Here is a 25,180-nt window from a genome sequence, read left to right as displayed (position 1 = left end):
AAGAATCTATTTCAAAAAAATAGTAATTTTGTAGACTTCAATGAAAAATAATAAAAAGAACGAAACCATCGGAACCGGTGAAGCGCTACGTCGCCTTATGAAGCTGGGAAGCGGTTATCCGCTATGGTTTTATTCTACCCTGTTGATAGCCTTGGTTCTGGCTTTTGTGTCCTCATATCGTCCGGTATTAATCAGCCGGGCTATAGACAGCGACATACTCACCCATAAGAGCTTTCCAGATTTGTATGAGTCTCTGTTGTTCATTTTCTTATTACTCTTGGCTGAGGTCGTTTTGCAATATCTTTTGGTGTATGCGTCTAATTATGTTGCACAAAATGTAATTCGAGGTTTACGGATTAAACTGTATAAAAAATTGATATATTTTAAGTCGGCGTTTTTTGATCGTACCCCCCTCGGGGTTTTGGTTACCCGTTCGGTATCAGATATTGAAACTATTTCAACCATATTTACCGATGGTATTCTTATGGTTCTGGGAGATATCCTTCGCATCATTTTCGTAGTGGTGGTCATGTATTGGATCAACTGGGAACTGGCAACTATCGCCCTTTTTATCTTTCCTGTTATGCTTATCATTACCCGTACATTTCAAAAGGCTATTAAAAAGGCTTTTTCGGAGGAGCGTACCCAGACAGCCAATCAGAACAGCTTTGTTCAGGAAAGGCTTTCAGGCATGAATATCGTTCAGGTCTTTAATCAGCAGAAAAAAGAATACAATAATTTTTTCAGGATTAACACCCAGCTGGAAAAAGCATATTTAAAAACGGTTTTTTATTTCTCACTGTTTTTTCCAGTGGTGGATATTATCACCGGAGTAGCTGTGGGTATCATGATTTGGTATGCCGGGAGAAATGCACTGACAGCCCATGATATATCTCCGGGTGTAGTCATTGCTTTCACCACTTCCTATATCAATATGCTGGTACGGCCTATGCGTCAGATAGCCGATCGGTTTAATACCATACAAAGGGGAATTGTGGGTGCAGAAAGAGTATTTACCGTGCTGGATTCCCAACATGAAATTCCGGATAACGGAACGGTAAAAAAAGAAACGATTCTGGGAAATATTGTTTTTGATAAGGTATATTTTTCCTATGTGGAAGGTGAAAATGTGTTGAAAGATCTTTCCTTTACTGTAAATCCCGGAGAACGGGTGGCTATCGTAGGAGCAACCGGTGCAGGAAAGTCGACCATCATCAATTTATTAAGCCGTTTTTACGATATATCGGGGGGGCATATTTATATTGACGGAGTGGATATTCAAAACTATGAACTGCATAATCTTCGTTCGCATATTGCCGTGGTTTTACAGGATGTATTCCTTTTTAACGAAACTTTGATGGAAAATATAACGTTAGGAAACAAAAATATAACCTATGAGCAGGTACGGCAGGCTGCCAGGGAAATTGAAATTGACGATTTCATTATGAGCCTTCCCAATGGCTACGAATATGAGGTCAGCGAAAGGGGTTCTTCCATATCCTTAGGACAAAGACAGCTGATATCCTTCCTGCGGGCTTATTTGTATAATCCTTCCATTCTGGTATTGGATGAGGCTACTTCTTCCATAGATACTCAGTCGGAAGCACTTATTCAAAAAGCGACAGATAAGATTACCCGCAATCGTACCTCCATTATTATTGCGCACCGGCTGGCAACCATCCAGAATGCAGATACGATCATTGTACTGGATCATGGACGAATTGTAGAGAAAGGAAATCATAAGTTCCTGCTGGAAAAAGGAGGATATTATAAGAAATTATACGATGCTCAGTTTAATGAAAAAACACTTAGCTAAACGTTTATTTTTTTATTAAAAAAACTTCTGACTACGCAAATATTTATCTCAATCATTTATTATTTTCATTTTTTAACTTATTTATATTAAACGTATTAAGTGTTTGATTGGTTAAATTTTATCGAAAAATTAAATAAAGGTATAGTTTTTGTGTAATATAGGGGTTTTTGCACTTGGCATAAATTAATTAACACAAATAAAACACTAAAAAACGTAAGAATGGAAAACGGGTTAAAAAACAAGTATTATTTAGGTATACAGGTAAATCTTTCAGAAATCAATGTGTCTGATAAAATGGTTGCCAGACTTAACTACCTGACTAATAATCTTGGAGATTGTTATCTAGAGGAAGATTGTCCTTTACCTAATACAATGGATGAGGAAAGACAAGCGGTAGAAAAAGTGGCTCATGTATTGGATCTTACTAAAGAAGAGTGTTGGGGTTACGTAGGAGAAGGATCTTCTCTGGGTAATTTACAGGGAATGTGGATGGGTTCTTTAATAGTTGATAATGCTACTTTTGTTTTCAGTGACAGTGCCCATTACAGTATTTTCAAATTTGCGGCAAGCTTAAAATTCAACAAGGTAAAAGTTATTAAAAGCCATCTGAATGGAGAAATAGATCTTGAAGATCTGGACCAGCAAATAGAGAAAAATGAGAAAGTAGTTATGGTTCTTACAGCAGGAACTACTATGACTTCAGCCTATGATCCGGTTGAAGATTGTCTGAATATTCTTAAATCAAAGTCCTGTGAATTTTATTTTCACCTCGATGCTGCATTAGGAGGAATGATTGTTCCATTTTTATCTGAGCAACAGTTTCCTTCAAAAAACGATTTTACATTCAAAAATAAGGATATTTCGTCTATGACGGTGAGTATGCATAAAGTACTGGGTTCTCCAATGCCGGCAAATATATTTTTGGCTCGCCAGCAGGTGGTAAAAGATTTTAAAAATAAAGCAAATACAATTTCGTATTTTAATAATATGGATGACATTACGGTTTATGGAAGCCGGGATGGATTCAGAGCATCTGTGATCAATGAATTATTGCAGGATTTAAACCATGAAATAATGAATAACCGGTTGACAGTTAATCTGGGAAAAGTAGAAAAAATGGTTTTTAATCTTAAATGTATGGGTATAGAGGATGCTTTTTGTCAGGAAGGAGGATTAGCAGTTGTAATACCACTAAATACCTTTGCTAAAATATTTAACCAGCAACATCAAAAGCAATTAATTGAAAAATATAAATTGGTTAAAAGCAATACATTACTTCATATTTATATCATGGATCATGTTTCTGATTCGATTTGTGATGAATTAATTTCCGATTTTAAAATGCTGAAAGAGCAAAATGAATACTTGGAAGTAGTCTGAAAGGCAGGTTATATTTAAAGCTTAGTAAAACGGCGCTGTATTTTTTTGTTGAAATGCTTCATTAGTGATATTTTATACCTATAATTTTCTTTAAATAAGTAAAGCAGGCGTACTGTTTACAATTTAAATTAAGTATTCATTTCCATTGGTTGCTGGAAATTGAAGTAAGTATGCAGGTACTATCGAAAATTATAATCGCTGAAAAGTTTATATAGATAATTAATCCGAAAGAACTAAAGTAAAATTAGTAAATTTGTCTTTTAAATTAAGAATATGAAAGATTTACAGCATACCATAGAGAAGGTTTGGGATGACCGGGCACTTCTTTCTCAAGGTGATTATCAGAAAGCAATCAGAGAAGTTATCAATCTGTTGGATAGTGGTAAGTTAAGGGTAGCACAACCCTTAGGTGAAGGTAAATGGCAGGTAAATGAGTGGGTAAAAAAAGCAGTGGTTTTATATTTTCCAATTCAGAATATGGAAACGGTAGAAGTAGGTGTTTTTGAATACCATGATAAAATGCCTTTGAAAACGGATTATGCCTCTCAGGGAGTTCGTGTGGTTCCGGGTGCTTCAGCAAGAAAAGGGTCTTTTCTTTCAGAAGGGGTTATCATGATGCCTTCTTATGTAAACATTGGAGCTTATGTTGGTGAAGGTACTATGGTAGATACCTGGGCAACGGTTGGAAGTTGTGCGCAAATCGGTAAAAATGTACACCTTAGCGGAGGCGTAGGTATTGGGGGGGTATTGGAACCTTTGCAGGCAGCTCCCGTTATTATTGGTGACAATTGTTTTATCGGTTCCCGATGTATTGTGGTAGAAGGTGTTCATGTAGATGATGAAGCTGTTTTAGGAGCTAATGTTACTCTTACATCGTCAACTAAAATTATAGATGTTTCCGGTAGTGAACCTAAAGAGTATAAAGGATACGTTCCTCCTCGCTCAGTGGTCATTCCGGGGTCCATTACCAAAAAATTTCCCGCAGGTGACTATGGGGTTAGCTGTGCACTTATAATCGGAACCCGTAAAGAAAGTACCGATAAAAAAACGTCTCTTAATGATGCCTTGAGAGAACACAGCGTTTCTGTTTAAAAAATAACTAAAAGGATAGATGTGAAAGCATTAATTATACAATATAGTTCTATCGGTGATGTACTTATTTCTACCGTTGTGGCTAATAATCTGAAGAAAATCTATCCGGATATAAAAATAGATTTTCTGTGTTACAGAAAATATAAGGGGGTTCTGCAAAAGAACCCCCAAATTGATAGAATTATCGCAGTGGACAGTAACCGTATTTATTCACTTTTGTTTATGTATAAATACATACGACTGGTAAGAAGTGAAAAATATGATATACTTATTGATATGTCTGTTGATTTTAAAAGTGTGTTTACTACTTTTTTTTCAAAGGCAAAAAAGAAATATGGTTTTCATAAACCCCTGACCGATATTTTTTACCATTCAGTTATACATCCTGTCTCAGAGCCGTTGACGCAGACCTGTAACCTGTTGGAAAACCGATTGGTTGTTTTAGAAGAATTTCTAAAAGATCATACCGTGCCTATAGACCCTCAGGTGAAAATATATCTTACGGATGAAGAAAGGTCTGAAGCAAGGGAAATTATGCTGAATGCGGGTATAAAATTTACCCGGCCAGTAATTATGCTTGGAATTTTCGGCTCAAATAAACACAATACCTGGACACTGGGAAGCATGGCAAAATTAATTGATTATCTCTGGACAAATTATAGAGCCGATTTATTATTCAATTATTTGCCTTCACAGTACAAGCAGGTAAATGAATTATTATCCTTGCTTAATTCTAATACCAAAGTTTTTGTTCAGCCCGTTGGTAAATCTGTACGGGAGTATCTGGCATTTATGGATAATTGTACTCTTTTTATTGGTAACGACAGCCGTTCCGTAGTCACGGCAAAAGCGTTGCAAAAGCCTACATTTACTATTTATCCTCCATATGTTTACAGGAAAGACGTGGCTTGCTACGAAAACACCAGTTTGCACCAAAGTGTTCATCTGCATGATTTTTTGCCCGGACTTTATGAAGATTTTTATCCCAGCGAACTATGTAAGGATTCTTCCAAGTTTTATCTTATGCTCTCCAGTGAATTTGTCATTCTTAAAATCAGACCTTTTTTAAAGGAGCATCTATCTACCTTTAATAAAATAAAATAATAAACAACCCCATCCTACAATCATAAAAAGTCCTCCCAATGGAGTTATAGGCCCCAAAAATTTAAGATTTACATTCCAGTATTCTGAAAATGACAGGAAATAAATACTAACGGAAAACAAGAAGGTTCCGACAATCATTCCCCAACCGGCGCATTTTTCCAATCCCGTAGTAAAAGAAAGAGAAAAGCCTATTAGTAAAAGTGCCAGAGCATGATACATCTGGTATTTAACACCGGTTTCAAAACTGGCAATCCTGTCAGGAGATAATATTTTTTTAAATGCATGGGCTCCGAATGCACCCAAAATCACAGAAGTCATTCCGTAGATGGCTCCAAAGATAAGTACGATATTTTTCATTGAATTTTATATGTAAGTATAAAAATAAGAAAAATTAATTTTCTAAGATATGTCTGGTAATAAAATCTTTTTCAATTTTCCATCCGCGGGCAGGAGAATATTCTCTACCATAATATATAATTTGAATGTGTAGTTTATTCCAGAGTTCTTTTGGAAATAATCTCTTGGCGTCTTTTTCCGTTTCTTCCACATTCTTGCCTTTAGTGAGCTTCCATAGTTTCATGAGTCGGTGTATATGAGTATCTACCGGAAAGGCAGGATGTCCAAAGCCCTGGCTCATGACTACTGAGGCTGTTTTGTGTCCCACGCCGGGTAAGGCTTCCAGCTCTTCAAAGCTTTCAGGAACTTCACCGTTATATTTTTGAACTAATATCTGGGAAAGATTGTGTACATTTTTGGATTTGGTATTGGATAAACCTATTTCTTTTATATATTCTTTAATCTCCCAATCTGGCAATTCCGCCATTTTAAATGCATTGGGAGCAATTTTATATAGAGCCGGAGTAACCTCGTTAACTTTTTTATCCGTTGTTTGAGCTGACAGCAAAACAGAAATTAATAGTGTAAAAACATTTTGGTAGTCTAAGGGAGCTACAGGGTTAGGGTAAAGTCTGTTTAATTCGGTTATAATATAATTTACTTTATCTTTTTGCTTCATATAAGTAGTTTTGTCGGCTAAAAGTAATAAATTATCATTTGGAAAAGGAGAACTTTAAAAAAAATATTTTAATCTCAAGAATGGTTTGTAGATTATAAATCAATATTTAATTATTTTAATCTCAAGAAATTTATCTGTTATTTCATCATCCATTGTTTGGGTGTAATTCCGTACTTTTTTTTAAATGCTTCAATGAAGTGGCTGGGATTCTCATAGCCTAAATCGTGAGCTATTTCCTGCACCTGTTTTACTTTTAAATCCAGTTTTTCCTTTCCTATTTCCATTTTAGTATCTAAAAGAAAATGGGATAGAGTCTTTCCATAATATTTTTTAAAGCCTTCTTTAATCTTATATTCACTTAAATTAAACTGTAAGGAAAGGTCATTTAAGGTGGGCGGATGTGTAATATTTTCCAGTAATAGTTCTTTTATTTCCTGAAGTTGTTCTAAAAATTTTTCATCCTTAAGCGTTTTGTTTTTTTCAGTAATTGGATCTGTAACTGAGAAATAATGTAGCAATAATTCATGAAGTTTTAATGAAAGATACATATTTTCAAAATCCGAGTCCAGAGAGAAATTTTCCAATTGGGTAATGATTAGTTTTTCAGGTACGCTGAGAAGTTTTTCTTTATATAAAGTTCGAGCGGTTAGTGATTCATGGAAAGGTAATTTACCTTCGAAACCCGTAAATATTTCTTCCATTTTATTTAAGGTGATAACAAAAATGATCAATTTAGATTTTTTTGCCAGGCTAATATTTATGGGAATATCAATTTCAGAATTAAAAAGAAGCAGAGAATATCCTTCTTTCATAAGATATTGATCTTTGTTTTCAAAATGAAAGGTAGCCCTTCCTTTGGTGCAAAAATAAAATTGTATGAACCTTTTACCCACCGGTTTGGATATGGTATCGGTAAAAATGGTATAGTTGTCAATCTGTGCAAGATAAATATCTTTGCCAATTTTATTCTCTCGTATTCTACTTTTAAAGGTATTTTTTAAATCCATTTGCTACTCTTTGTAAAAACACTATATTTTAGAGTTTCATGATTTTTATCATAGTTATACTACTATTTAGAATCATTCCAAAATTCAAAAATACGACTTTCAGAGGTATTTTTTTATAAAAATAGGTATTTTCTATGTATTCACATTGATAAATTTGTTTCACGAATTATGAAAAGGTTTTCATCTGATACAATCCATCGTTTTTACAGCGTAAGTTTAAGTTACGAAAAGGCTGATACCAAAATAAGAGGAAAGTTTAGTTTTTTTCCTGAATTGGTGGAATCTTTTTGTGAAAAGATAAAACAAGTTACGGATACTAAAGTTTTTATACTTTCCACTTGTAATCGTACAGAGCTTTATACTCACACTAGCGATATAAATTCAGTAATAGAACTATTTTGTGAAGAAATTGGTGTTTCTTCTGAAGAGTTTACCTCTTATATAAACATCTACAATGGTTATGATGCCTTAACTCATTTCTTAAGAGTTTCCGCAGGTTTGGAAAGCCAGATTCTAGGTGATTTTGAAATCATATCCCAGGTAAAAACATGGTTTAAAAGATTTAAGAAATATCAGGCTACGGATGCTTTTCTTGAAAGACTTATCAATACGGGGATACAAACTTCTAAAAAAATAAAAAGTTCGACAGCCATAAGCAACGGTGCTACCTCTATGTCGTATGCTGCGGTTCATTATATACTGAACAATTGCAATGATCTTTCCAATAAAAATATTACGCTGGTTGGCACGGGTAAAATTGGCAGAAATACGTGTGAAAACCTGGTAAAACATATCAAAGAACCAAAGGTAACTCTTATAAACCGGACAATTTCCAAAGCAAAAGATATTGCAGACTCTTTAAATCTTAATGTTAAAGAATACTCAGGCCTGAAAGAACAACTTAATCAATCAGATATTGTAATTGTTGCTACAGGAGCTTCTCAGCCGGTTATTACCAAAAAAGACCTGATTTCCGAAAAACCCGTTTTGCTTATTGATCTTTCTGTTCCAGTAAATATATCGTTGGATTTGAAAGAGTATGATCATGTAACTCTTTTAAATGTAGATGATTTATCACGAACTATCAATCATACATTGGAAGCTCGTAATAAAGAAATACCTAAGGCTGAAAGTATTGTAAGAGAAATGCAGGAAGAGTTTATTTTATGGTTTGAAAACCGAAAGTATGTACCTGTAATTTACGCATTTAAATCAGATTTAGACAGAATTAAGGAATATCAGATTAAAACATTAAAAAAAGATCAGATTAATGTGTCACAAGAAGAAACACAATTATCGGATCGTATTGTACAAAAAATTACTAACAGGCTTGCTGACTACTTAATTAAAAATCCTGAAAAAGCGGAGGATACCATAGGATTATTTAAAGAGATGTTTCAGTTGGAAGTCTCAAAATAAATATAATACCATGGATCTTATTCGCATAGGTACACGCAACAGCCCTTTGGCCATGTGGCAGGCTCTGGAAGTAGAACAACAATTAAATAAGTTAGGACATACTACACAGATTATTCCTATCGCTTCCTTAGGGGATAAAAATCTGACACAGCCCCTTTATCAAATGAATGTAGTAGGAGTCTTTACCAGAGATTTAGATATAGCATTGTTAAATAATGAGATTGATATTGCGGTTCACAGCTTAAAAGATGTTCCTACCCTATTGCCTGAAGGCATTATATTATCTTCTGTTTTAAAGCGCGATTATGAATCGGATATTCTTATTCGTAACCCAAAGAAAAATCTTCAGGCAGGCAACTTTGAAAATCTGTATATCGGTACAGGAAGTTTACGACGTAGGGCTTTCTGGAAAGCAGCCTATCCACAAGTAAAATTTAGTAATATCAGGGGAAATGTGCAAACCCGGTTACTTAAGTTAGAAACAGAAAACTTTGATGGAACTATATTTTCTTTAGCTGGAATTAAACGACTGGATTTACAGATGGATTATGAAGTGCTTGATTTTATAATTCCCGCTCCAGCACAGGGAGTCGTTGGGATAACATCTTTGGAAAATAATGTTCCAGTAAACGAAATTCTCAAGAAAATCAATCATAAAGAAACTCAACAATGTGTTACTGCTGAAAGAGAATTTCTGAATGTATTGGAAGGAGGATGTACTGCACCTATCGGAGCCCATGCTAAAATTAAAAATGACCAATTGATTTTCCAGGGAGGAATCGTTTCATTAGATGGAAAGAAAAAGGTAATTATTCAGGATGAATTTTCCATACAAAGCTATAGTTCTATCGGTAAAATAATGGCAAATAAAGCAAAAGAATTAGGAGCTCAAGATATTATTGATGAAATCAAGAGTTATATATAGTTTAAAAACTACCTTCCGAATTCTTGAAACGTATCTTCTGCATAAGCCTCGTACCGGTTAATTAAAGCTATGTTTTTTATTTCTACAGGAGTAAGATCTTTGTTTACATCTTTTGTGTGAGGGATATACCAATCTTTACTTTCAAAATAATTTCTTAGGTCTGAAGATGTAAAACTCATTCCGTGACGTGCAAATATAGTATTTCTGATTATTCTTAGCTCATGGCGCCTTAAGTTTTCGATATGTGAGGAATTTAATAGTGATACCGAAGGATTTGTCTCTATAAGTAATTGATCCTGACCTGCATTCTTATCATATACAAAGTTTATATAACTTAAACCGAAAGTTTTCTTTTTATTTGAATCGGATATCCAATATCCAATGGCAGTACCCTCAAAAATTTTGAAGTCAAAAGTTCCTTTGTTATTGCCCTCTCCAATCTCCTTGCCTTGAAAATGATAGGATTGATCTCTTAATTTAGAAAATTTACCTTCTATTTCATATATATTTCCCGCACAAATAGATCTTCCGGTAAAAGAACTATCGTTGTTTAATGAATAAATTTCTATAGCTAACGAATTTGGTGGTTTTACTTCCCAATAACCGGTGGAAGGGTTAATATAGGTGAATGATAGCAAATGTTGAGGTCTATCTTCAGACTCCAAGTTATTGATTTCCTTCCGGGCTTTCAATTCTTTTTCCGAAAGATCAAATTTTCCGAACCAAAGACCGGTGATTCCTTCACTAATTATAGAATCTTTTTTTTCTGATGGATTTGTTTTATAAGCGGAAGTCTTTTTATCATTAATTTCTTCGTTCAATTTTTTATTACATGATAAAATTAAAAACGGAATGAGAATATATATGTACTTTTGCATAGTAAAAATTTTATTAAACAAGCATTTTTATGCGTTATTTTGCAAATGTAATAAAAATATTAAGTTTAGCTGTACTCGGTTACTATACAATATTGCTACTTAAAATAAGTGTACAATATTTTACATTTGATCAGGATGTTGGGTTTTTACGTATCAAACAAGATTACTTGCATATTAAAATTTGGAAAACAGCATTTTATATTCATGTTTTTACTTCTTTTATATCGGTATTTGCCGGGTTTACTCAGTTTTCCGGTTTCCTAACAAGGAAATATCCGCGTGTTCATAGATACTTAGGTTATGTTTATATTATAGATGTGATGGTATTTGCAGCTCCGTCAGGACTTGTGATGTCATTTTATGCAAATGGTGGTTTAATTTCCATTCTGGCATTTATAATTCTTTCGGTTGCCTGGTGGTGGACAACTTATAAAGCTTTTATACTGGCAAAAAGAAGGAACATAAAGAGCCATAAGAATTATATGATCAGGAGCTATGCATTGACTCTTTCTGCTATAACGTTACGATTATGGAAAGTAATTATATTTAGCTGTTGGGATTTACCTCCTATGGATGTATACAGACTAATTTCCTGGCTGGGTTTTGGAATTAACGGAATAATTGCTGAGATTATCATAAAAATAAAAAAATAAGAGGAGAAATTAGTTTCTCCTCTTATTTTTTTTAAATTTTACTTTTCAAATCGGCCATTCGTACAGCTACAACTGCGGCTTCAATTCCTTTGTTTCCTAGCTTTCCTCCACTCCTGTCTAAGGATTGTTGAAGATGATCATCCGTTAAAACACAAAATACTACCGGAGTATCAGTATGTGTATTTAAATGAGTTACTCCTTGTGTAACACTCGAACATACATAGTCGAAATGGGCCGTTTCACCACGAATCACACACCCTATGACAATGATAGCATCATAGTTGTTTTTTTTACATAGCTGGCTGGCTCCGTACACCAATTCTACAGCACCCGGTACAAAAATAGTTTCTACATTTTTTTCACGGGCTCCTAAATCGAGAAGTGTCTCTAATGCACCTTTATGCATATTATGAGTTACTTCTGAATTCCAGTCAGAAACAACAATACCGAAACGAAAAGTTTCGGCATTGGGTAATATTTTTTTATCGTAAGCGGATAAGTTTGTTGTTGCCATTATTGTTTTCCTGTTGCGTATTTTAATCGTTCTATATATGCTTCAACTTCTCCGGACTGATCAACATCCGGATATTTGTCGTGTATTGTTTGAAAGAATTCTAAAGCCTTTTCATTTTGATTCAACGACATAGCTAAAATTCCGGCTTTTTTATTAAACTGATAAGCAGTAGCAGCATTAGAGCTTTCGTTAGCTGCCTGGGTCATATAATTTAAAGCCTCAGTTGTATTATTTAATTCTGCATAAGCATCTCCCATAATACCATATTTTACGGCTTTCAAATCTTTATCTGACGAATCAAAGTTTTGAATAAGATCCAATGCTTTTTGATAGTTTCCGTTTTTAAATTCTGTGGACGCAGCATATAAATAAGCTAATTTTCCGGCTTTGGTATTTTTATATTCTTCACCGATATCAACAAATCCGGAAATACCACTTGATTTACCTCCTAAAGCTTGATCCGTTTTGCCTTCATTATATAAGTTTTCAGCATCAACCATCAAATCTGAAGCTTCTATATTTTTAGGAGTAACCACGTAATTATCATAAAGTACATAACCTAAAACAGCAATAATAACTACACCGAAAATGATTCCGATAGGTTTGGCAAATTTTTCCAGAAATTTTTCACCGGATGATGCGATTTCATTTGCAGAGTTTAAAACATCTTTAGTGGTAGAGTGAACTTCTTTTTTATTTCTTTTAATTGACATGGTTGTCCGATTATATTTTAGCGAGCAAAAATAGACATTTATTCTTTGAAATGCAAATTTTTAACCCGGTCGGTATCCAGATAATTTTTAAAAGTTTTTAATGATATTTCACAGGCTCCCAGCTGAGCAAGATAGGTGGAATAGATTTGACAATCAATTACTTTATAGTGATCTTTATATTTTTCAGCAAAATAGGTAAATCCACATTTTGAGGCATTAGGTTTTAATGAAAACATACTTTCCCCACAAAAAACGTCAACCAAATCAATACCATAGAAACCGCCGACTAAATCAGTATTTTCCCAGACTTCCAAGCTTTTTGCAATACCTAATCTGTGTAATCGGATATAAGCTTCAATCATATCTTCTGTAATCCATGTATCATCCTGTCCTTCTCTTTTAACAGAAGCACAATGGCGAATTACTTTTTCAAAACAAAGATTTTCTGTAAACCGAAAATGATTTTTAGAAAGTAATCTCCGTGTAGATTTAGATATTTTGATTTCTTTTGGGAAAAGAATAAATCGGGGATCTGGAGCCCACCATTGAACGATCTCATCGGAGTTAAACCAGGGAAAGATTCCGGATTTATAAGCTAGTAATACCCTTTCAGGGGATAGGTCACCACCAACAGCAAGAAGACCGTTTTTCAGAGCTAATGAGGTTTCAGGGAATTCTAATTTTTCATTAAGAAGGTAAATTGTTTCCATAAAAAAAAGCACCTGTTGGCAGGTGCTTAAATTGTATTTTATATATGTTTAAAATGGTAAATCGTCATCTTCATCTTCCTGCATAGGAGTTGTTGGGGCAGGAGATACAGGTGGTTGTTGAGACATGGAAGAACCGCCTGAGTTCATAGTTGAATCCATCGTTAACTTTTCAATCCTCCATCCGGTAATGCTGTTAAAATATTTAGTTTCTCCTTGCGGATTAACCCATTCTCTACCTCTGATATTGATCGATACTTTTACATCATCACCTACTTTGAAAGGGTTGATAATATCAGTTCTGTCTCCCAATAATTCTATTAAAATATGTTGAGGATATTGTTCTTCAGTTGTAATAACCAATTCTCTTTTTTTGAATCCACTATCAAAGGTCTGAATATCAGAAATTAATTTAATCCTTCCAGCTATTTCCATTTTTTAAATTTAATTTAAGTACAAAAATATAAAAAAATTCAGACTGTAAAAAGGATGTTAATAAAAAAATAACAAATAAAAAAGCCTCATTATGAGGCTCTTTAAACTTAACTAATTATATTTTTAAATTATTTTTTTATATCCATCAATTCCATAAACTGATCCAGTTTAGGCAAGATAACAATTTCAGTTCTCCTGTTAATCGCTTTGTTAGAAGGAGTATCGTTAGCTACTTTTGGTTGGTATTCTCCATGACCACCTGCTAGCATTCTGGCAGGGTTAACACCAAATTTGGTTTGAAGCAATTTAACAATAGAGGTTGCTCTCATAACACTTAAGTCCCAGTTGTCTCTTATACATCCGGCAGAAGAATTTCTAAATTGATCATTGTCAGTATATCCTTGAACCTGAATGTCATAGTCATTGTAGTCGTTAATAATTCTGGCAACTTTTTCCAGAACATTTTCAGCAGAAGGAAGTACTTCATAGCTTCCGGACTTATACAGCATATTGTCAGATAAAGATATAAAAACAACACCTTTTTGTACTTTAACATCTACATCAGTGTCATTTAAATTATCCAGCGAACGTTTAAGCTTATTGGATAAAGCAAGGTTAAGGGAATCATTTTTAGCACGAGCTTCAGTTAATCTTTTGATATACGCATTGGAAGCATTGATTTCTCTAATCAGATTATCTATATTAACAGAACCCGCTTTCCCAGTAGCCATACAGTCAGCAAGGTTTTTCTGTAAAGTTTCGTTCTGTCTTCTCAGTAAGTTCATTTGTTCATCATAAGACTTATTTCTTTCTTCCAGAGTAGCAATTGTTCTGTCTTTTTCTGCATTTCTTTCTAAACAAGACTGATAATTAGCTTTAGCTTGTTCAAACTCTTTCCTGCTTACACAAGACATCGCTAAAAGTCCGATGGAAGACAATAATACTAATTTAATAACTTTCATATTTACCATTTTTTGATATTAGTCAAGATCTCAGTCATCAAAAACAGAGCCAAACGCTGGGTATTTGATATAATTTTTGTTAAATCATGAGAAGGGTTTTGGTATGTTTAAAGTTTATTAAAAAAACGAAATAGTCAATTCTTAGATAAATATAAACATTATCTCAAAATATGTTTTTTAATTATTAGCAGTATCTGTCTGTAAAAATGAAGATCAGATTAAAAAATTGTAATTTTGTAAATTAATTAAAAGTTTTCAATGTTATATTTTACAGAAAAAGGTAAGGGTAAGGCTGTAGTATTGTTGCATGGTTTTTTGGAAAATTCCAGAATGTGGAAATATTTTCAGGATGAACTGTCAAAAAGATACCGGGTAATAGCTATAGATCTTCCCGGCCATGGAAAATCCTCTACCAATTCTAAAGATGTCAATAGAATGGAATATATGGCTGAAAAAGTTAATGAAGTTTTGGAATACTTACATTTGGACGAAGTAGTTATTATAGGTCATTCAATGGGAGGATATGTAGCATTGGCGTTTGCAGACCAATTTAAATATAAAGTACAAGGATTGGGCTTGTTTTATTCAACTACTTTGCCGGATGATGAAGCTAAAAAAGAACAGCGTTTGAAAGCTGCTGAGGTAGTGGTCAAAAATCCTAAAGAATTTTTTCGACTGTCGATACCTAACTTATTTGCGCAAAATGAGGTGCCAAATTTGAGTGAAGAGATACAACAGGCGGTTTCCTGGGCTGAGGAATCTTCTTTAACGGGTATATCAGCAGCGTTGAAGGGAATGAGATTAAGACAGGATCGTACAGATGTTGTCAGGGATTTAGACAAACCGGTATTAATAATTACGGGAGAGTTCGATAATGCTATAAAAAATGCCGAATTGAAAAAAAGCATTCAAGATTTTCAAAATGTCTCCTTATTTGAACTTCCTACCGGCCATATGGGAATGTTAGAAGCACCCAAAGAAAGTCTGGAAATTATAGAACAATGGTTGCAGGGTGTAAAATAGGACATTATGAAGGTATTAAAAAAAATGATTCCTTTTATATATTTTAAATATAATTTGTAACTAATTTTGTAATAAGTAATTTAATTTAATAAGATTCAACATGATAAAAGTATCTCTGGAAGCAAAGAAAAAAATCATTGGATTAATGGAAGATGATGGCTTTGATTACTCTAAAGATTTTGTAAGAGTAGGAGTGGAAAGTGGTGGTTGTTCCGGATTATCGTATAAGTTAAGTTTTGATCATAATCAAAATCCGGAAGATAAACTATTTGAAGATAATGGTGTCAAGATTTTAGTAGATAAAAAATCATTTCTATATTTAATAGGCACTACCTTAGAATATTCAGGAGGTTTGAATGGCAAAGGATTTATTTTCAATAATCCAAATGCACAAAGAACTTGCGGATGCGGTGAAAGTTTTGCCGTTTAGTTATTTATAAAGGTATAAAATTTAGAAAGGTCTCTTTTATAACAAAAGAGACCTTTTTTGTAATTATTTATTATTTAGCAGTCATTGCGCTCTGTAACTCAGTAGTTAACTTCTGTGTATATTCAGAGAATTTTTTAGCATCTTCGGGGTTTGAAACCAACTTTTTAGAAATTTCGGTTGATTTGTTAGCCCATTCCATAGCTTTTTGCTGTAACTCAGCAGCTTTTGTCATGTCCTTAGCAGTATAAGCAGCTGTTAAATCTTTAACAAAAGAAGTATAGTCTTCAGCGAATTTTTTTATTTCCGGATCAGAAAATTCTGGAATTTCCGCATTGATTGACTCAGTTGGCTGAGGATCTGTTTGAGAAGATTCAGCTTGTGTACTTGATGAAGTCGAATCTGCAGAAGCTGGAGTAGAAGTAGCTTTTTTGTCATTGCAAGCTGACAAAGAAATTAATGAAATTGTTGCTAATGATAATATTATTTTTTTATAATAAATATATGTTTTTAAATAAATATAACCTAGTGTTTTGTTATAGTTTACAAATAGAAAAATTACTAATCCGTACCTATATAGTAGCTAATTTCAACAAATTTCGGATAAAATACAAGAAAGATGTATAACTTGTTTTTTTAACAAGTTTTATATATTCCATTATTAAAAAAATCTATAGACTATTGGAATATCTAAGTATAAACTCTGTATTTTTGCGGAAGAATTGACAGATGTCAATCCTGAATTTATAATGATAGAAAATTACAATGAGCAAAACTAAATATACAGAAGAAGAACTACGGGTCGATCTTGAAAATAAAGAATATGAACATGGATGGAGCACAGAGCTTGAATATGAAGATTTTCCTATTGGCCTGAATGAAGAAATTGTAAAAGAGATATCTAAAAGAAAAAACGAACCGGACTGGATGCTGGACTGGAGGTTGGAATCTTTTAAGATTTGGAAAAAAATGGCAACTCCTCATTGGGCGAACGTTTCATTTAACGAGCCAGATTTTGAAGGGATAAAATATTATGCTGCCCCTAAAAAAAAGGTTGAGCTAAGCAGTTTAGATGAAGTTGACCCTGATTTACTTAAAACATTTGAAAAGCTAGGTATTTCACTTGAGGAGCAAAAGCGACTTTCAGGTGTAGCCGTTGATGCTGTAATTGACAGTATTTCTGTGAAAACTACTTTTTCTGAAACTTTGGCAGAAAAAGGAATTATTTTCTGTTCTATCAGTGAGGCAATTCAAAATCATCCGGAATTAGTAAAAAAATATTTAGGAAAAGTTGTACCTAAAGGGGATAATTTTTATTCCGCTCTTAATTCCGCTGTATTTTCAGATGGCTCTTTTTGTTATGTTCCTAAAGGAGTCAGATGCCCTATGGAATTATCTACTTATTTTAGGATAAATCAATCAGGAACCGGTCAGTTTGAAAGAACTCTTTTAATTGCGGATGAAGGTAGCTATGTTTCTTATCTTGAAGGTTGTACGGCTCCGCAACGTGATGAAAATCAGTTGCATGCGGCTGTAGTGGAATTAATAGTTTTAGAAGGAGCTGAAATAAAATATTCAACAGTTCAGAATTGGTATCCCGGTGACAAAGAAGGGAAAGGAGGAGTTTATAATTTTGTGACAAAGAGAGCCGTTTGCGAAAAAAATGCAAAAGTTTCTTGGACCCAGGTAGAAACCGGATCTTCAGTTACCTGGAAATATCCCTCTTGTATTTTAAAAGGAGATAATTCTGTTGGCGAGTTTTATTCAATAGCTGTAACTAATAATTATCAGCAAGCAGATACCGGAACAAAAATGATCCATATTGGTAAAAATACCCGTTCAACGGTTATTTCAAAAGGTATTTCAGCAGGTAAATCACAAAATAGCTACCGAGGATTAGTTAAAGTTATGCCCGGAGCAGAAAATGCAAGAAATTTTTCGCAGTGTGATTCCTTATTAATGGGAAACCAATGTGGAGCGCATACCTTTCCATATATAGAAATAAAAAATAAATCTGCACAATTAGAACATGAAGCTACAACTTCAAAGATAGGAGAAGATCAGATTTTTTATTGTAATCAAAGAGGAATTGACACAGAAACAGCAATCGCTTTGATCGTGAACGGATTTAGCCGTGAGGTTTTGGATAAATTGCCAATGGAGTTTGCGGTTGAAGCAAAAAAACTTTTGGAAATATCTCTGGAAGGAAGTGTAGGGTAAAAAAATAAAAGTATATTATCATATAAAAGAGCGTGTTAATTCACGCTCTTTTTATTTATAAATTATTCTTGTTCAATTGCTGAAAGTAAAACTTTAATTTGAAAAGAGAATTTGTTGAGTAGGAAATATTGTTATGGAATAAGATAATTTATAAAATAAATAAAAAAATAGTTGCTCATTTTTTATTTAAACGATTAAATAAATGAATTTTATAATAGAAAAGTTAGGTGTTAAATATATAAACATTTTACACAATTAGTTAAGAATTAGTTAATTATCAGTTAAGAAATTAGAATGTAAAAAAAGATGCAAATGTATTCTTTTTCGTAAAAAAACAAGTAAACTAAAGTTGTTTTTTTTTAATTATTTCAACTTTATATTTGCTTGCTAAAGAACATATTATAAAGTACTAACATTGAGGGTAAATATCTTTATTCTATCAAAAAAGTAAGATTATTTCTTTTCATTTATCCTTTACTTATTTAAAATTCAAAAAAATAAAGTATGAGTATTCCAAAATTTACCGAAAAAAAATATTATTTAATATTATCGTTTGTAATATCCTTATTTTTCTTTTGGGCAGTCGCTCTAACGATGGGAGATGTTCTTAATAAGCATTTTCAAAACGTATTAAATATTTCAAAATCAAAGTCAGGTTATATACAGTTATCCATTTTCGGAGCTTATGCACTTATGGGAGTTCCGGCTGGTATTTTTATGAAAAAATATGGATATAAATTAGGTGTAATATTAGGTTTAGCATTATTTTCCTTAGGCTCATTTTTATTTATTCCTGCCGCCAACAATGCATCATTCAACTTTTTTAGATTTGCATTATTTGTAATGGCCCTAGGAATGGCTACCCTTGAAACAGTAGCCCATCCGTTTGTTGCTGCACTCGGAGATGAGCGTACGAGCGATCAGCGGGTAAACTTTGCACAATCATTTAATGGACTGGGAGCTATCGTTGGACCTTTGCTAGGAGGAATTCTTATTTTTGGTTCAGTAAAAAACGCAAATGATAACTCATTGGATTCTGTGAAGTATTTATACACTTACATAGGAATTTTAATATTAGTTTTAGCTGTTATATTTTCTTTCATAAAAGTTCCTGATTTGAAAGATCCTCACGCGAACGAAGATTCAAATGAAGATATAACTTCGGGAGATGAAACAGCTGAATATAATTCAAAGGCACCCTTATGGAAACAAAGACATTTTATAGCAGCAGTGGTGGCACAGTTTTTTAATATTGCTGCACAAGGAGGTACCTGGGCTTACTTTATAAATTATGGAGTTGAAAAAATGCATTTGGCAGAAACAGAGGCCTCATACTATTTTTCATTGAGTATGGCGATGATGATGCTGGGTAGGTTTTTAGGGACTTTTTTAATGAGGTTTATAGCACCGAATAAATTACTGGCAATATTCACATTTTGTAATATTATTTTATGTCTAATAGTGGCTCAAAGTTGGGGCTGGGCATCTTTTATATCTTTGATAGGATTAAACTTATTTTTAAGTATTATGTATCCTACAATATTTAGTTTAGGTCTGAAAAAGCTAGGGACTAATACACAGAATGCTTCTTCATTCTTAGTTATGGCAATGTTTGGAGGAGCAGTGTTCCCTCCTTTAATGGGATATATAGCAGAAAAGAATGTAGCTCATGCTTATTTGTTACCTATACTATGTTATGCTGTAATTATTGTATTCGCTATCAAGTTTTATAAACCTAAAACATTTAAATAATATACAAACACAATAATAAACAGGGCAAACATTATAAATAAGAAGATCAGATGATCAAATGATTTTAATAATAAGCTAAGAATTAACCCAAAAAGAAAATCAATGAAAATTAAATTTGGAGCTTCACTACTTTCCTGGATTACTCCCCAATGGACTCCCGAAGCTGGTAAATATGCAATTGAAAAAACAGCAGAAGCAGGATTTGATCTTATAGAAATTTTGTTGCCTACTTCCATGCAATTTGATACCCAAACGGTAAAAAAACAACTTGATGACAATCGTTTAGAGGCTGTATGCTCCTTAAATTTACCTAAAGAAAAACATATAGCTTTTTATCCTGAAGAGGCAACCCGTTTAATTAAAGAAGCAATAAATAAAACATCAGAACTGGAAACGGACTTTTTAGGGGGAGTTTTACATGGTGGATTAGGTGCATTTTCCGGAGAACCCTTAAAAGAATCGGAAATTAATGTTATTACGGATGTATGGTCAGAAATATCGGATTATGCAGCCACAAAAGGAGTTAATATAGGGATAGAGCCTATTAACAGATATGAATCTTATGTGTGCAATACAGCGAAAAATGTACTTGATCTTATAGAAAGAATAGGAAAAAATAACCTTTTTCTACATTTGGATACATTTCATATGAATATAGAAGAAAATAATTTTTATGATCCGGTGATTTTGGCAGGGAATAAGTTAAAACATGTGCATATGACGGATTCTCACAGAGGTATGCTAGGAGAAGGAACGGTTAATTGGCAAGAATTTTTTCAAGCTTTAAAAGATATAGATTTTGAGGGTAATTTAGTTTTGGAAAACTTCTCTTCTTCAGTACCGGGAATGCAGTCAATGGTTTCTCTATGGCAGACTTCTCCATATAATGAATCAGATCTTGCGTTGGGAAGTCTTAAGTTTATGAAAAAGCATTTATCCTAATGCTTGATTTTGGATAAAACTCATAAATGTAAAATATTTAATTGTAAGTTAAATATATAACAAACAAACTAAAAGTTTATTTTGTAAGTTCCCGAAGAAATAGAATTAGCTTTTTCTGCTTTAACGTATTCTTTGATCCATTTTTTTCCGGCATTTACCATACAAGTATTGCTTTTTCCGGAAGTTCTTTCTACAGATGTGACATCTCCGTTTTTATTAACGGTGTAAGAAAAAGTTATAGTTCCGAATTCAGTACAATTATTAACCGGAGCTTTTCCAGATTTACCATTTGTTCCAGGAATCCAACTAACTAGTTTTCGGCCGTTTCCAATACCTACACCGCCGCTACCGCTGCCTCCGGTCTCTACTCCCTGATTTTGTCCTGGTTTTCCTCCTGTTCCCTCACCTTTAGACGATGTACTGGTTCCTTTTCCTTTTAACAATGCACCTAAAGCGGCATTACCTTTAGGATTTCCTCCGGATTGGTTTCCGTTTTTACCGTTAGATTTATCAGAATTTTTTGAATTTGAAGGATTTGAGGAAATCGTTTTTTTAATTTCCGTTTTCTTTTTCAGTTTCTCAGTTTTTTTAATCGGAGTAGATACAGCATCTTTAGCAGAAGCATCCGTAAGATATTTTTTATTTTCAATAGGCTCTTGTTTATCTGGGATGTCATTATTAGAACTGATATTTTCAGCAAGAGGATCTCCTCCGTTTCCTAATAAAACATCTTGATCTGCAGGTTCTTCATCACCTAATCCTACTTCATCCTGGCCATAGTTAGCTCCAAGTTCATCAGTCTGAAAATTAATATCGATGTACGAAGGAGGATTAACAGTGGTATAAGTAGTCTTGAAAAGAAAAATTAGAATTAAAACGATTACAGATATAATAAAAGTTATACATCCGCTTATGATACGCTCTTTCTTATTTTCATTCGTTTGGATTCTATGGGTGCTCATCGCTTATGGAATCTTTATTCGTGGAATCAGGATTGGCAGCTATTAAAACTTTATATTTATTTCGGTTTGCTATATCCATTAAATAGATTACATCTTTATGAAGAGCATCTGCATCAGCAGCAATAACAAATGAAGGAGAAGGATTCGACTGAAATAATTTTTTTAAAGAAGGTTCAATATCCTCTTTGGCAATTTCCTTTTTATTAAGAAAGTATTTTCCTTCGATCGAAACTGCTATGTATACTCTTTCTGCAGGCATTTCCTGCCCTTTAGCATTGGGAAGAGTTACATTTAAGGCCGATTGACTGGCAGAGGCAGTCAGCATAAAGAAGGTTAAAAGTAAAAAGATAACATCTGTGATAGATGCCATACTAAACTCAGGTAAAACTCTGTTTCTTCTTTGTAATTTCATTCCAATTTAAAATTTAAGATTGAGTTACAGGTTTATTTAAAATGTCTAAAAAGTCAATGGCAGTTAATTGTAAAGAGTAGACGAAACGATCGATTTTTATTACCAGAATATTGTAAAAGAGATATGCCAGTAGACCTACTATTAAACCTGCAGCTGTATTAGCCATAGCTGAATAAATACCGCCTGCCAACATTTGAGCACTGGCCTGATCCTGAGAACTGGTAGCAAAAAAAGCTATGATCATACCCACTACAGTACCTAAAAAACCCAGCATAGGAGCTGCTCCTGAGATAGTTCCTAAAACCCCAACATTTTTTTCAAGCTCAAATATTTCCAGTTGTGCTGTATTTTCAATGGCATCACTTATATCCCGTGTAGGTTTACCAATTCTCATAATTCCTTTATATAAAACTCTTCCCTCTGGCGTATGAGTTCTTTTGCATAAATCAAGAGCCGCATCAATTTTACCCTCATGAATAAAATCTCTGACATCATTTAATAAAGTTGATTTTTTATTTGAAAATTTCCGTATAGTTAAAAATCGTTCAAAAAAAATATATAAAGAGATAACAAACAATGCAAAAAGGCAAATCATTACAAAAATACCTACAGGTCCTCCGTGTGTAAGCATTTCGATTAAATTGAAATGAGTAGTTTTTATTTCACCGGTTTGAGTCGCAAGTGCCTGTACAGATTTCAGGGAATCATTCATATAAAATATCTTTTTTAATGTATTTTTACTAACAATAACTATGCAAAACTAATTTTTATTATTCAATGCTGAACAATAAAAGATATAAAAGTATAATATTTGAAAAAATAAAAAAATAGGGTATTAGAGAAGAAAATTTTTTTAAAAACGATAGCGATAAAGTAAAAATTTTTATGGTTTCAAATGTAAATCTTCTTCATAAATTCTTTCAACAATTACGCCTGCATTTTTCAGAAAATCCACACCCGAAGTATCAGAATATTCATTGATATACACTATACGTTTAATTCCTGCCTGATGAATCAGTTTACTACATTCCTTACAAGGAGATAAAGTGACATATAAAGTAGCTCCTACACAAGACTGAGTTGATGCAGCTACCTTTAAAATAGCATTAGCTTCAGCATGAAGAACATACCATTTTGTGGTTCCATTTTCATCTTCGCAAGTATTTTCAAACCCGGTAGGAGTTCCATTGTAACCATCGGAAATGATCATACGATCTTTAACTATCAATGCCCCTACTTTTTTTCTTTTACAGTAAGATAATTCTCCCCACTCAAGAGCCATACGAAGGTAGGCAATATCGTATTTTGTTTTCATTGCTTAAAAATAATAATTTAATTACAAAGTTTTAGAATACAAATTTAAAGTTTATAAATCTGTATCCAAATGTGAGTATTCCTATAATATTGGTTTGGAATAATTTTTGAATAATTAACAAGGCTTTTAGCTTAAAAGTATTAATTAACAACTAAAAAACCCATATTATGGAAAAATTATTTGATTCTCTTAAAAAAATAATTACACCTGAAGCGATATCTAATATGTCCTCTGCTTTAGATGAAGATTCAGGAAAAGTAACTTCTGCTGTAGGGGCAATTATACCCAGCCTATTTGGAGCTATTTTGGAAAAAGGAGAAGATAGTCATTTGGAACATATATTAAAGCAGGCAGGAAATAGTTCTTCTGCTACAAATGTTTCCGGAATTTCTACCGGTCATCTGGATTCGGATACCCAAAAAATAAATACAGGATTTCTTGATTCTTTGTTTGGAAATAAGAAAGAGGAATTTGGAGCACTTATATCTTCTGTATCAGGTCTTGGAAAAGAAAGCACGGATAAACTTATTCAAATAGTATCTCCATTAATTGCTGGATTTTTGGGTCAAAAGTTAAACTCCGGAGTCAATTTCAAAAATATATTAAATCAAATTCATGCAGAAAAAGATCATCTTCTTTCTTCCATACCATCTGGTTTGGTGAGTGTTTTGGGAATATCTTCCTTAGCAGTATTAGGAAGCTCTTTTATAAACAAAGCAGTTAATCAGACAAAGGAAACCGTAGAATCAGCAAAAGAAAAAGTACAGGAAACTTATGAAGAGTATAAAAATAAAGTAGAAAAAAAACCGGGTGCAGGATGGATTAAGTGGGTAATTTTAATAGTACTTATTGGATTATTAATTTTCTGGCTTTTATCAAAAAATTCATGTTCAAAAAACAGTGAAGTAACTTCTGATACTAATATTTCTGGAACCGATTCTTTAGTTCAAGAAGAAGACACAGTGACAATTAATGATCAATCTGCACCATCAACAAACAGAAATCTGATATTAGTAAGCCTGCCTAGCGGAACTGCTTTAAAAGCTTATCCAGGAGGCATAGAAGATCAGGTAGTTAAATTTCTAGAATCCAGTGATTACAAAAATGCAACTAATGAAGAGTTAAAAGACAAATGGTTTGATTTTGATGCCATTAACTTTGAGTTTGGTAGCGGGACGAAGTTGACTCCGGAATCTGAAGTACAAGGAAAAAATCTGGTAGCTATTCTTAAAGAATTTCCAGAAGCTAAAATAAAGATTGGGGCGTATACAGATAAAAAAGGAAATGAAGAAGCAAACTTAAAGCTTTCTCAGGAAAGAGCAAATACTATTAAAGATTTATTGGTGACTAACGGAATGGGTGATAGGGTAGTAGGAGCAGAAGGGTATGGATCAAAATTTGCAACTGTCAGCGCAACCGCATCAGATAAGGAAAGAGCCAAGGATAGAAGAATATCTTTACGATTTGAAAAAAATTAAAAGTGAAACATCAACTAAAAAACCCTTAC

Annotated in this window: 27 protein-coding genes; 13 read left to right on the top strand and 14 right to left on the bottom strand. The window is 33.3% G+C overall.

Going from position 1 to position 25,180, the window contains the following annotated elements; translation table 11 throughout:
* The first annotated feature begins 40 nt into the window (after window positions 1–40).
* From EQ921_RS00730 to EQ921_RS00715, 4 genes are all read left to right on the top strand, one after another.
* Window positions 41–1,816, top strand: a complete 1,776-nt coding sequence (locus tag EQ921_RS00730) for an ABC transporter ATP-binding protein (RefSeq protein ID WP_128330191.1) — start codon at window positions 41–43, stop codon at window positions 1,814–1,816.
* 219 nt (window positions 1,817–2,035) lie between these two features.
* Window positions 2,036–3,196 (top strand): aminotransferase class V-fold PLP-dependent enzyme, encoded by a 1,161-nt coding sequence (locus EQ921_RS00725; protein WP_128330190.1) that lies wholly within the window; start codon window positions 2,036–2,038, stop codon window positions 3,194–3,196.
* Between the two features lie 273 nt (window positions 3,197–3,469).
* Window positions 3,470–4,288, top strand: coding sequence for a 2,3,4,5-tetrahydropyridine-2,6-dicarboxylate N-succinyltransferase (locus EQ921_RS00720; RefSeq protein WP_128330189.1), 819 nt, complete (start codon window positions 3,470–3,472; stop codon window positions 4,286–4,288).
* Between the two features lie 21 nt (window positions 4,289–4,309).
* Complete coding sequence (locus tag EQ921_RS00715) at window positions 4,310–5,392, top strand: glycosyltransferase family 9 protein (RefSeq protein WP_128330188.1); 1,083 nt, start codon at window positions 4,310–4,312, stop codon at window positions 5,390–5,392.
* Here the strand turns inward: EQ921_RS00715 and EQ921_RS00710 are convergent.
* The 3 genes from EQ921_RS00710 to EQ921_RS00700 all read right to left on the bottom strand — a co-directional run bounded on the left by EQ921_RS00710 (window position 5,366) and on the right by EQ921_RS00700 (window position 7,414).
* Window positions 5,366–5,749 (bottom strand): DUF423 domain-containing protein, encoded by a 384-nt coding sequence (locus EQ921_RS00710; protein WP_128150188.1) that lies wholly within the window; start codon window positions 5,747–5,749, stop codon window positions 5,366–5,368. The genes EQ921_RS00715 and EQ921_RS00710 overlap by 27 nt on opposite strands.
* 34 nt (window positions 5,750–5,783) lie before the next feature.
* Window positions 5,784–6,407 (bottom strand): endonuclease III, encoded by a 624-nt coding sequence (gene nth, locus EQ921_RS00705; protein ID WP_128150186.1) that lies wholly within the window; start codon window positions 6,405–6,407, stop codon window positions 5,784–5,786.
* A 137-nt stretch (window positions 6,408–6,544) separates the two neighbouring features.
* Window positions 6,545–7,414, bottom strand: a complete 870-nt coding sequence (locus tag EQ921_RS00700) for a helix-turn-helix transcriptional regulator (protein WP_128330187.1) — start codon at window positions 7,412–7,414, stop codon at window positions 6,545–6,547.
* Window positions 7,415–7,582: 168 nt separating this feature from the next.
* Here EQ921_RS00700 and hemA point away from each other — a divergent pair, with 168 nt between their 5' ends.
* The gene (hemA, locus tag EQ921_RS00695; RefSeq protein WP_128330186.1) at window positions 7,583–8,833 is read left to right on the top strand and encodes a glutamyl-tRNA reductase; all 1,251 of its coding nucleotides are present in this window, start codon (window positions 7,583–7,585) and stop codon (window positions 8,831–8,833) included.
* Between the two features lie 10 nt (window positions 8,834–8,843).
* Window positions 8,844–9,758, top strand: coding sequence for a hydroxymethylbilane synthase (gene hemC / locus EQ921_RS00690; protein ID WP_128150180.1), 915 nt, complete (start codon window positions 8,844–8,846; stop codon window positions 9,756–9,758).
* An 8-nt stretch (window positions 9,759–9,766) separates the two neighbouring features.
* On the opposite strand, the gene EQ921_RS00685 is transcribed toward hemC, so the two are convergent.
* Window positions 9,767–10,636 (bottom strand): YARHG domain-containing protein, encoded by an 870-nt coding sequence (locus EQ921_RS00685; protein WP_128330185.1) that lies wholly within the window; start codon window positions 10,634–10,636, stop codon window positions 9,767–9,769.
* 29 nt (window positions 10,637–10,665) lie between these two features.
* Between EQ921_RS00685 and EQ921_RS00680 the strand changes: the two genes are divergently transcribed.
* Window positions 10,666–11,289 (top strand): DUF2306 domain-containing protein, encoded by a 624-nt coding sequence (locus EQ921_RS00680; protein ID WP_128330184.1) that lies wholly within the window; start codon window positions 10,666–10,668, stop codon window positions 11,287–11,289.
* Between the two features lie 31 nt (window positions 11,290–11,320).
* On the opposite strand, the gene ribH is transcribed toward EQ921_RS00680, so the two are convergent.
* From ribH to EQ921_RS00655, 5 genes are all read right to left on the bottom strand, one after another.
* Complete coding sequence (gene ribH, locus EQ921_RS00675) at window positions 11,321–11,803, bottom strand: 6,7-dimethyl-8-ribityllumazine synthase (protein ID WP_128150174.1); 483 nt, start codon at window positions 11,801–11,803, stop codon at window positions 11,321–11,323.
* Complete coding sequence (locus tag EQ921_RS00670) at window positions 11,803–12,516, bottom strand: tol-pal system YbgF family protein (RefSeq protein ID WP_128150172.1); 714 nt, start codon at window positions 12,514–12,516, stop codon at window positions 11,803–11,805. The genes ribH and EQ921_RS00670 overlap by 1 nt, the downstream gene beginning before the upstream one ends.
* 38 nt (window positions 12,517–12,554) lie before the next feature.
* On the bottom strand, window positions 12,555–13,226 hold the full coding sequence (gene aat, locus EQ921_RS00665; RefSeq protein ID WP_128330183.1) for a leucyl/phenylalanyl-tRNA--protein transferase: 672 nt from the start codon (window positions 13,224–13,226) through the stop codon (window positions 12,555–12,557).
* Between the two features lie 48 nt (window positions 13,227–13,274).
* Window positions 13,275–13,658: a DUF3127 domain-containing protein gene (locus tag EQ921_RS00660; RefSeq protein WP_128150168.1), complete on the bottom strand. Its 384-nt coding sequence runs from the start codon at window positions 13,656–13,658 to the stop codon at window positions 13,275–13,277.
* Between the two features lie 128 nt (window positions 13,659–13,786).
* Entirely contained in the window at window positions 13,787–14,620 is an 834-nt protein-coding gene (locus EQ921_RS00655) for an OmpA family protein (protein ID WP_128150166.1), read from the bottom strand.
* Between the two features lie 258 nt (window positions 14,621–14,878).
* Here EQ921_RS00655 and EQ921_RS00650 point away from each other — a divergent pair, with 258 nt between their 5' ends.
* Together EQ921_RS00650 and EQ921_RS00645 are read left to right on the top strand one after the other, a co-directional pair.
* Window positions 14,879–15,643 (top strand): alpha/beta fold hydrolase, encoded by a 765-nt coding sequence (locus tag EQ921_RS00650; RefSeq protein ID WP_128330182.1) that lies wholly within the window; start codon window positions 14,879–14,881, stop codon window positions 15,641–15,643.
* A gap of 100 nt (window positions 15,644–15,743) precedes the next feature.
* Window positions 15,744–16,073: an iron-sulfur cluster assembly accessory protein gene (locus EQ921_RS00645; RefSeq protein ID WP_128150162.1), complete on the top strand. Its 330-nt coding sequence runs from the start codon at window positions 15,744–15,746 to the stop codon at window positions 16,071–16,073.
* A 70-nt stretch (window positions 16,074–16,143) separates the two neighbouring features.
* On the opposite strand, the gene EQ921_RS00640 is transcribed toward EQ921_RS00645, so the two are convergent.
* Window positions 16,144–16,521 (bottom strand): hypothetical protein, encoded by a 378-nt coding sequence (locus tag EQ921_RS00640; RefSeq protein WP_128330181.1) that lies wholly within the window; start codon window positions 16,519–16,521, stop codon window positions 16,144–16,146.
* Window positions 16,522–16,835: 314 nt separating this feature from the next.
* On the opposite strand from EQ921_RS00640, the gene sufB reads away from it, so the two are divergent.
* The 3 genes from sufB (at window position 16,836) to EQ921_RS00625 (ending at window position 20,984) form a co-directional block, all read left to right on the top strand.
* Window positions 16,836–18,290, top strand: a complete 1,455-nt coding sequence (gene sufB, locus EQ921_RS00635) for a Fe-S cluster assembly protein SufB (protein WP_128150158.1) — start codon at window positions 16,836–16,838, stop codon at window positions 18,288–18,290.
* Between the two features lie 504 nt (window positions 18,291–18,794).
* A complete protein-coding gene (gene fucP, locus EQ921_RS00630) occupies window positions 18,795–20,042 on the top strand; it encodes an L-fucose:H+ symporter permease (protein ID WP_128330180.1) in 1,248 nt (415 codons plus the stop codon).
* 102 nt (window positions 20,043–20,144) lie between these two features.
* Window positions 20,145–20,984: a sugar phosphate isomerase/epimerase gene (locus EQ921_RS00625; protein ID WP_128330179.1), complete on the top strand. Its 840-nt coding sequence runs from the start codon at window positions 20,145–20,147 to the stop codon at window positions 20,982–20,984.
* 68 nt (window positions 20,985–21,052) lie between these two features.
* Here EQ921_RS00625 and EQ921_RS00620 read toward each other — a convergent pair whose 3' ends face one another.
* From EQ921_RS00620 to EQ921_RS00605, 4 genes are all read right to left on the bottom strand, one after another.
* Window positions 21,053–21,946: a hypothetical protein gene (locus EQ921_RS00620; protein WP_128330178.1), complete on the bottom strand. Its 894-nt coding sequence runs from the start codon at window positions 21,944–21,946 to the stop codon at window positions 21,053–21,055.
* Window positions 21,933–22,358: a biopolymer transporter ExbD gene (locus EQ921_RS00615; RefSeq protein ID WP_128150150.1), complete on the bottom strand. Its 426-nt coding sequence runs from the start codon at window positions 22,356–22,358 to the stop codon at window positions 21,933–21,935. The genes EQ921_RS00620 and EQ921_RS00615 overlap by 14 nt, the downstream gene beginning before the upstream one ends.
* Before the next feature lie 13 nt (window positions 22,359–22,371).
* Window positions 22,372–23,070: a MotA/TolQ/ExbB proton channel family protein gene (locus EQ921_RS00610; protein ID WP_128150148.1), complete on the bottom strand. Its 699-nt coding sequence runs from the start codon at window positions 23,068–23,070 to the stop codon at window positions 22,372–22,374.
* 171 nt (window positions 23,071–23,241) lie between these two features.
* Window positions 23,242–23,673 carry a dCMP deaminase family protein gene (locus tag EQ921_RS00605; protein WP_128150146.1) on the bottom strand — a complete coding sequence of 144 codons (432 nt, stop codon included), beginning with the start codon at window positions 23,671–23,673 and terminating at the stop codon, window positions 23,242–23,244.
* Window positions 23,674–23,840: 167 nt separating this feature from the next.
* Between EQ921_RS00605 and EQ921_RS00600 the strand changes: the two genes are divergently transcribed.
* Window positions 23,841–25,151 carry an OmpA family protein gene (locus EQ921_RS00600; RefSeq protein WP_128330177.1) on the top strand — a complete coding sequence of 437 codons (1,311 nt, stop codon included), beginning with the start codon at window positions 23,841–23,843 and terminating at the stop codon, window positions 25,149–25,151.
* Window positions 25,152–25,180: the final 29 nt, after the last annotated feature.

The sequence above is a fragment of the Apibacter sp. HY039 genome, from assembly GCF_004023655.1.
Taxonomy (GTDB): Bacteria; Bacteroidota; Bacteroidia; order Flavobacteriales; family Weeksellaceae; genus Apibacter; species Apibacter raozihei.
This window is presented reverse-complemented; position numbering and strand designations above follow the sequence as displayed.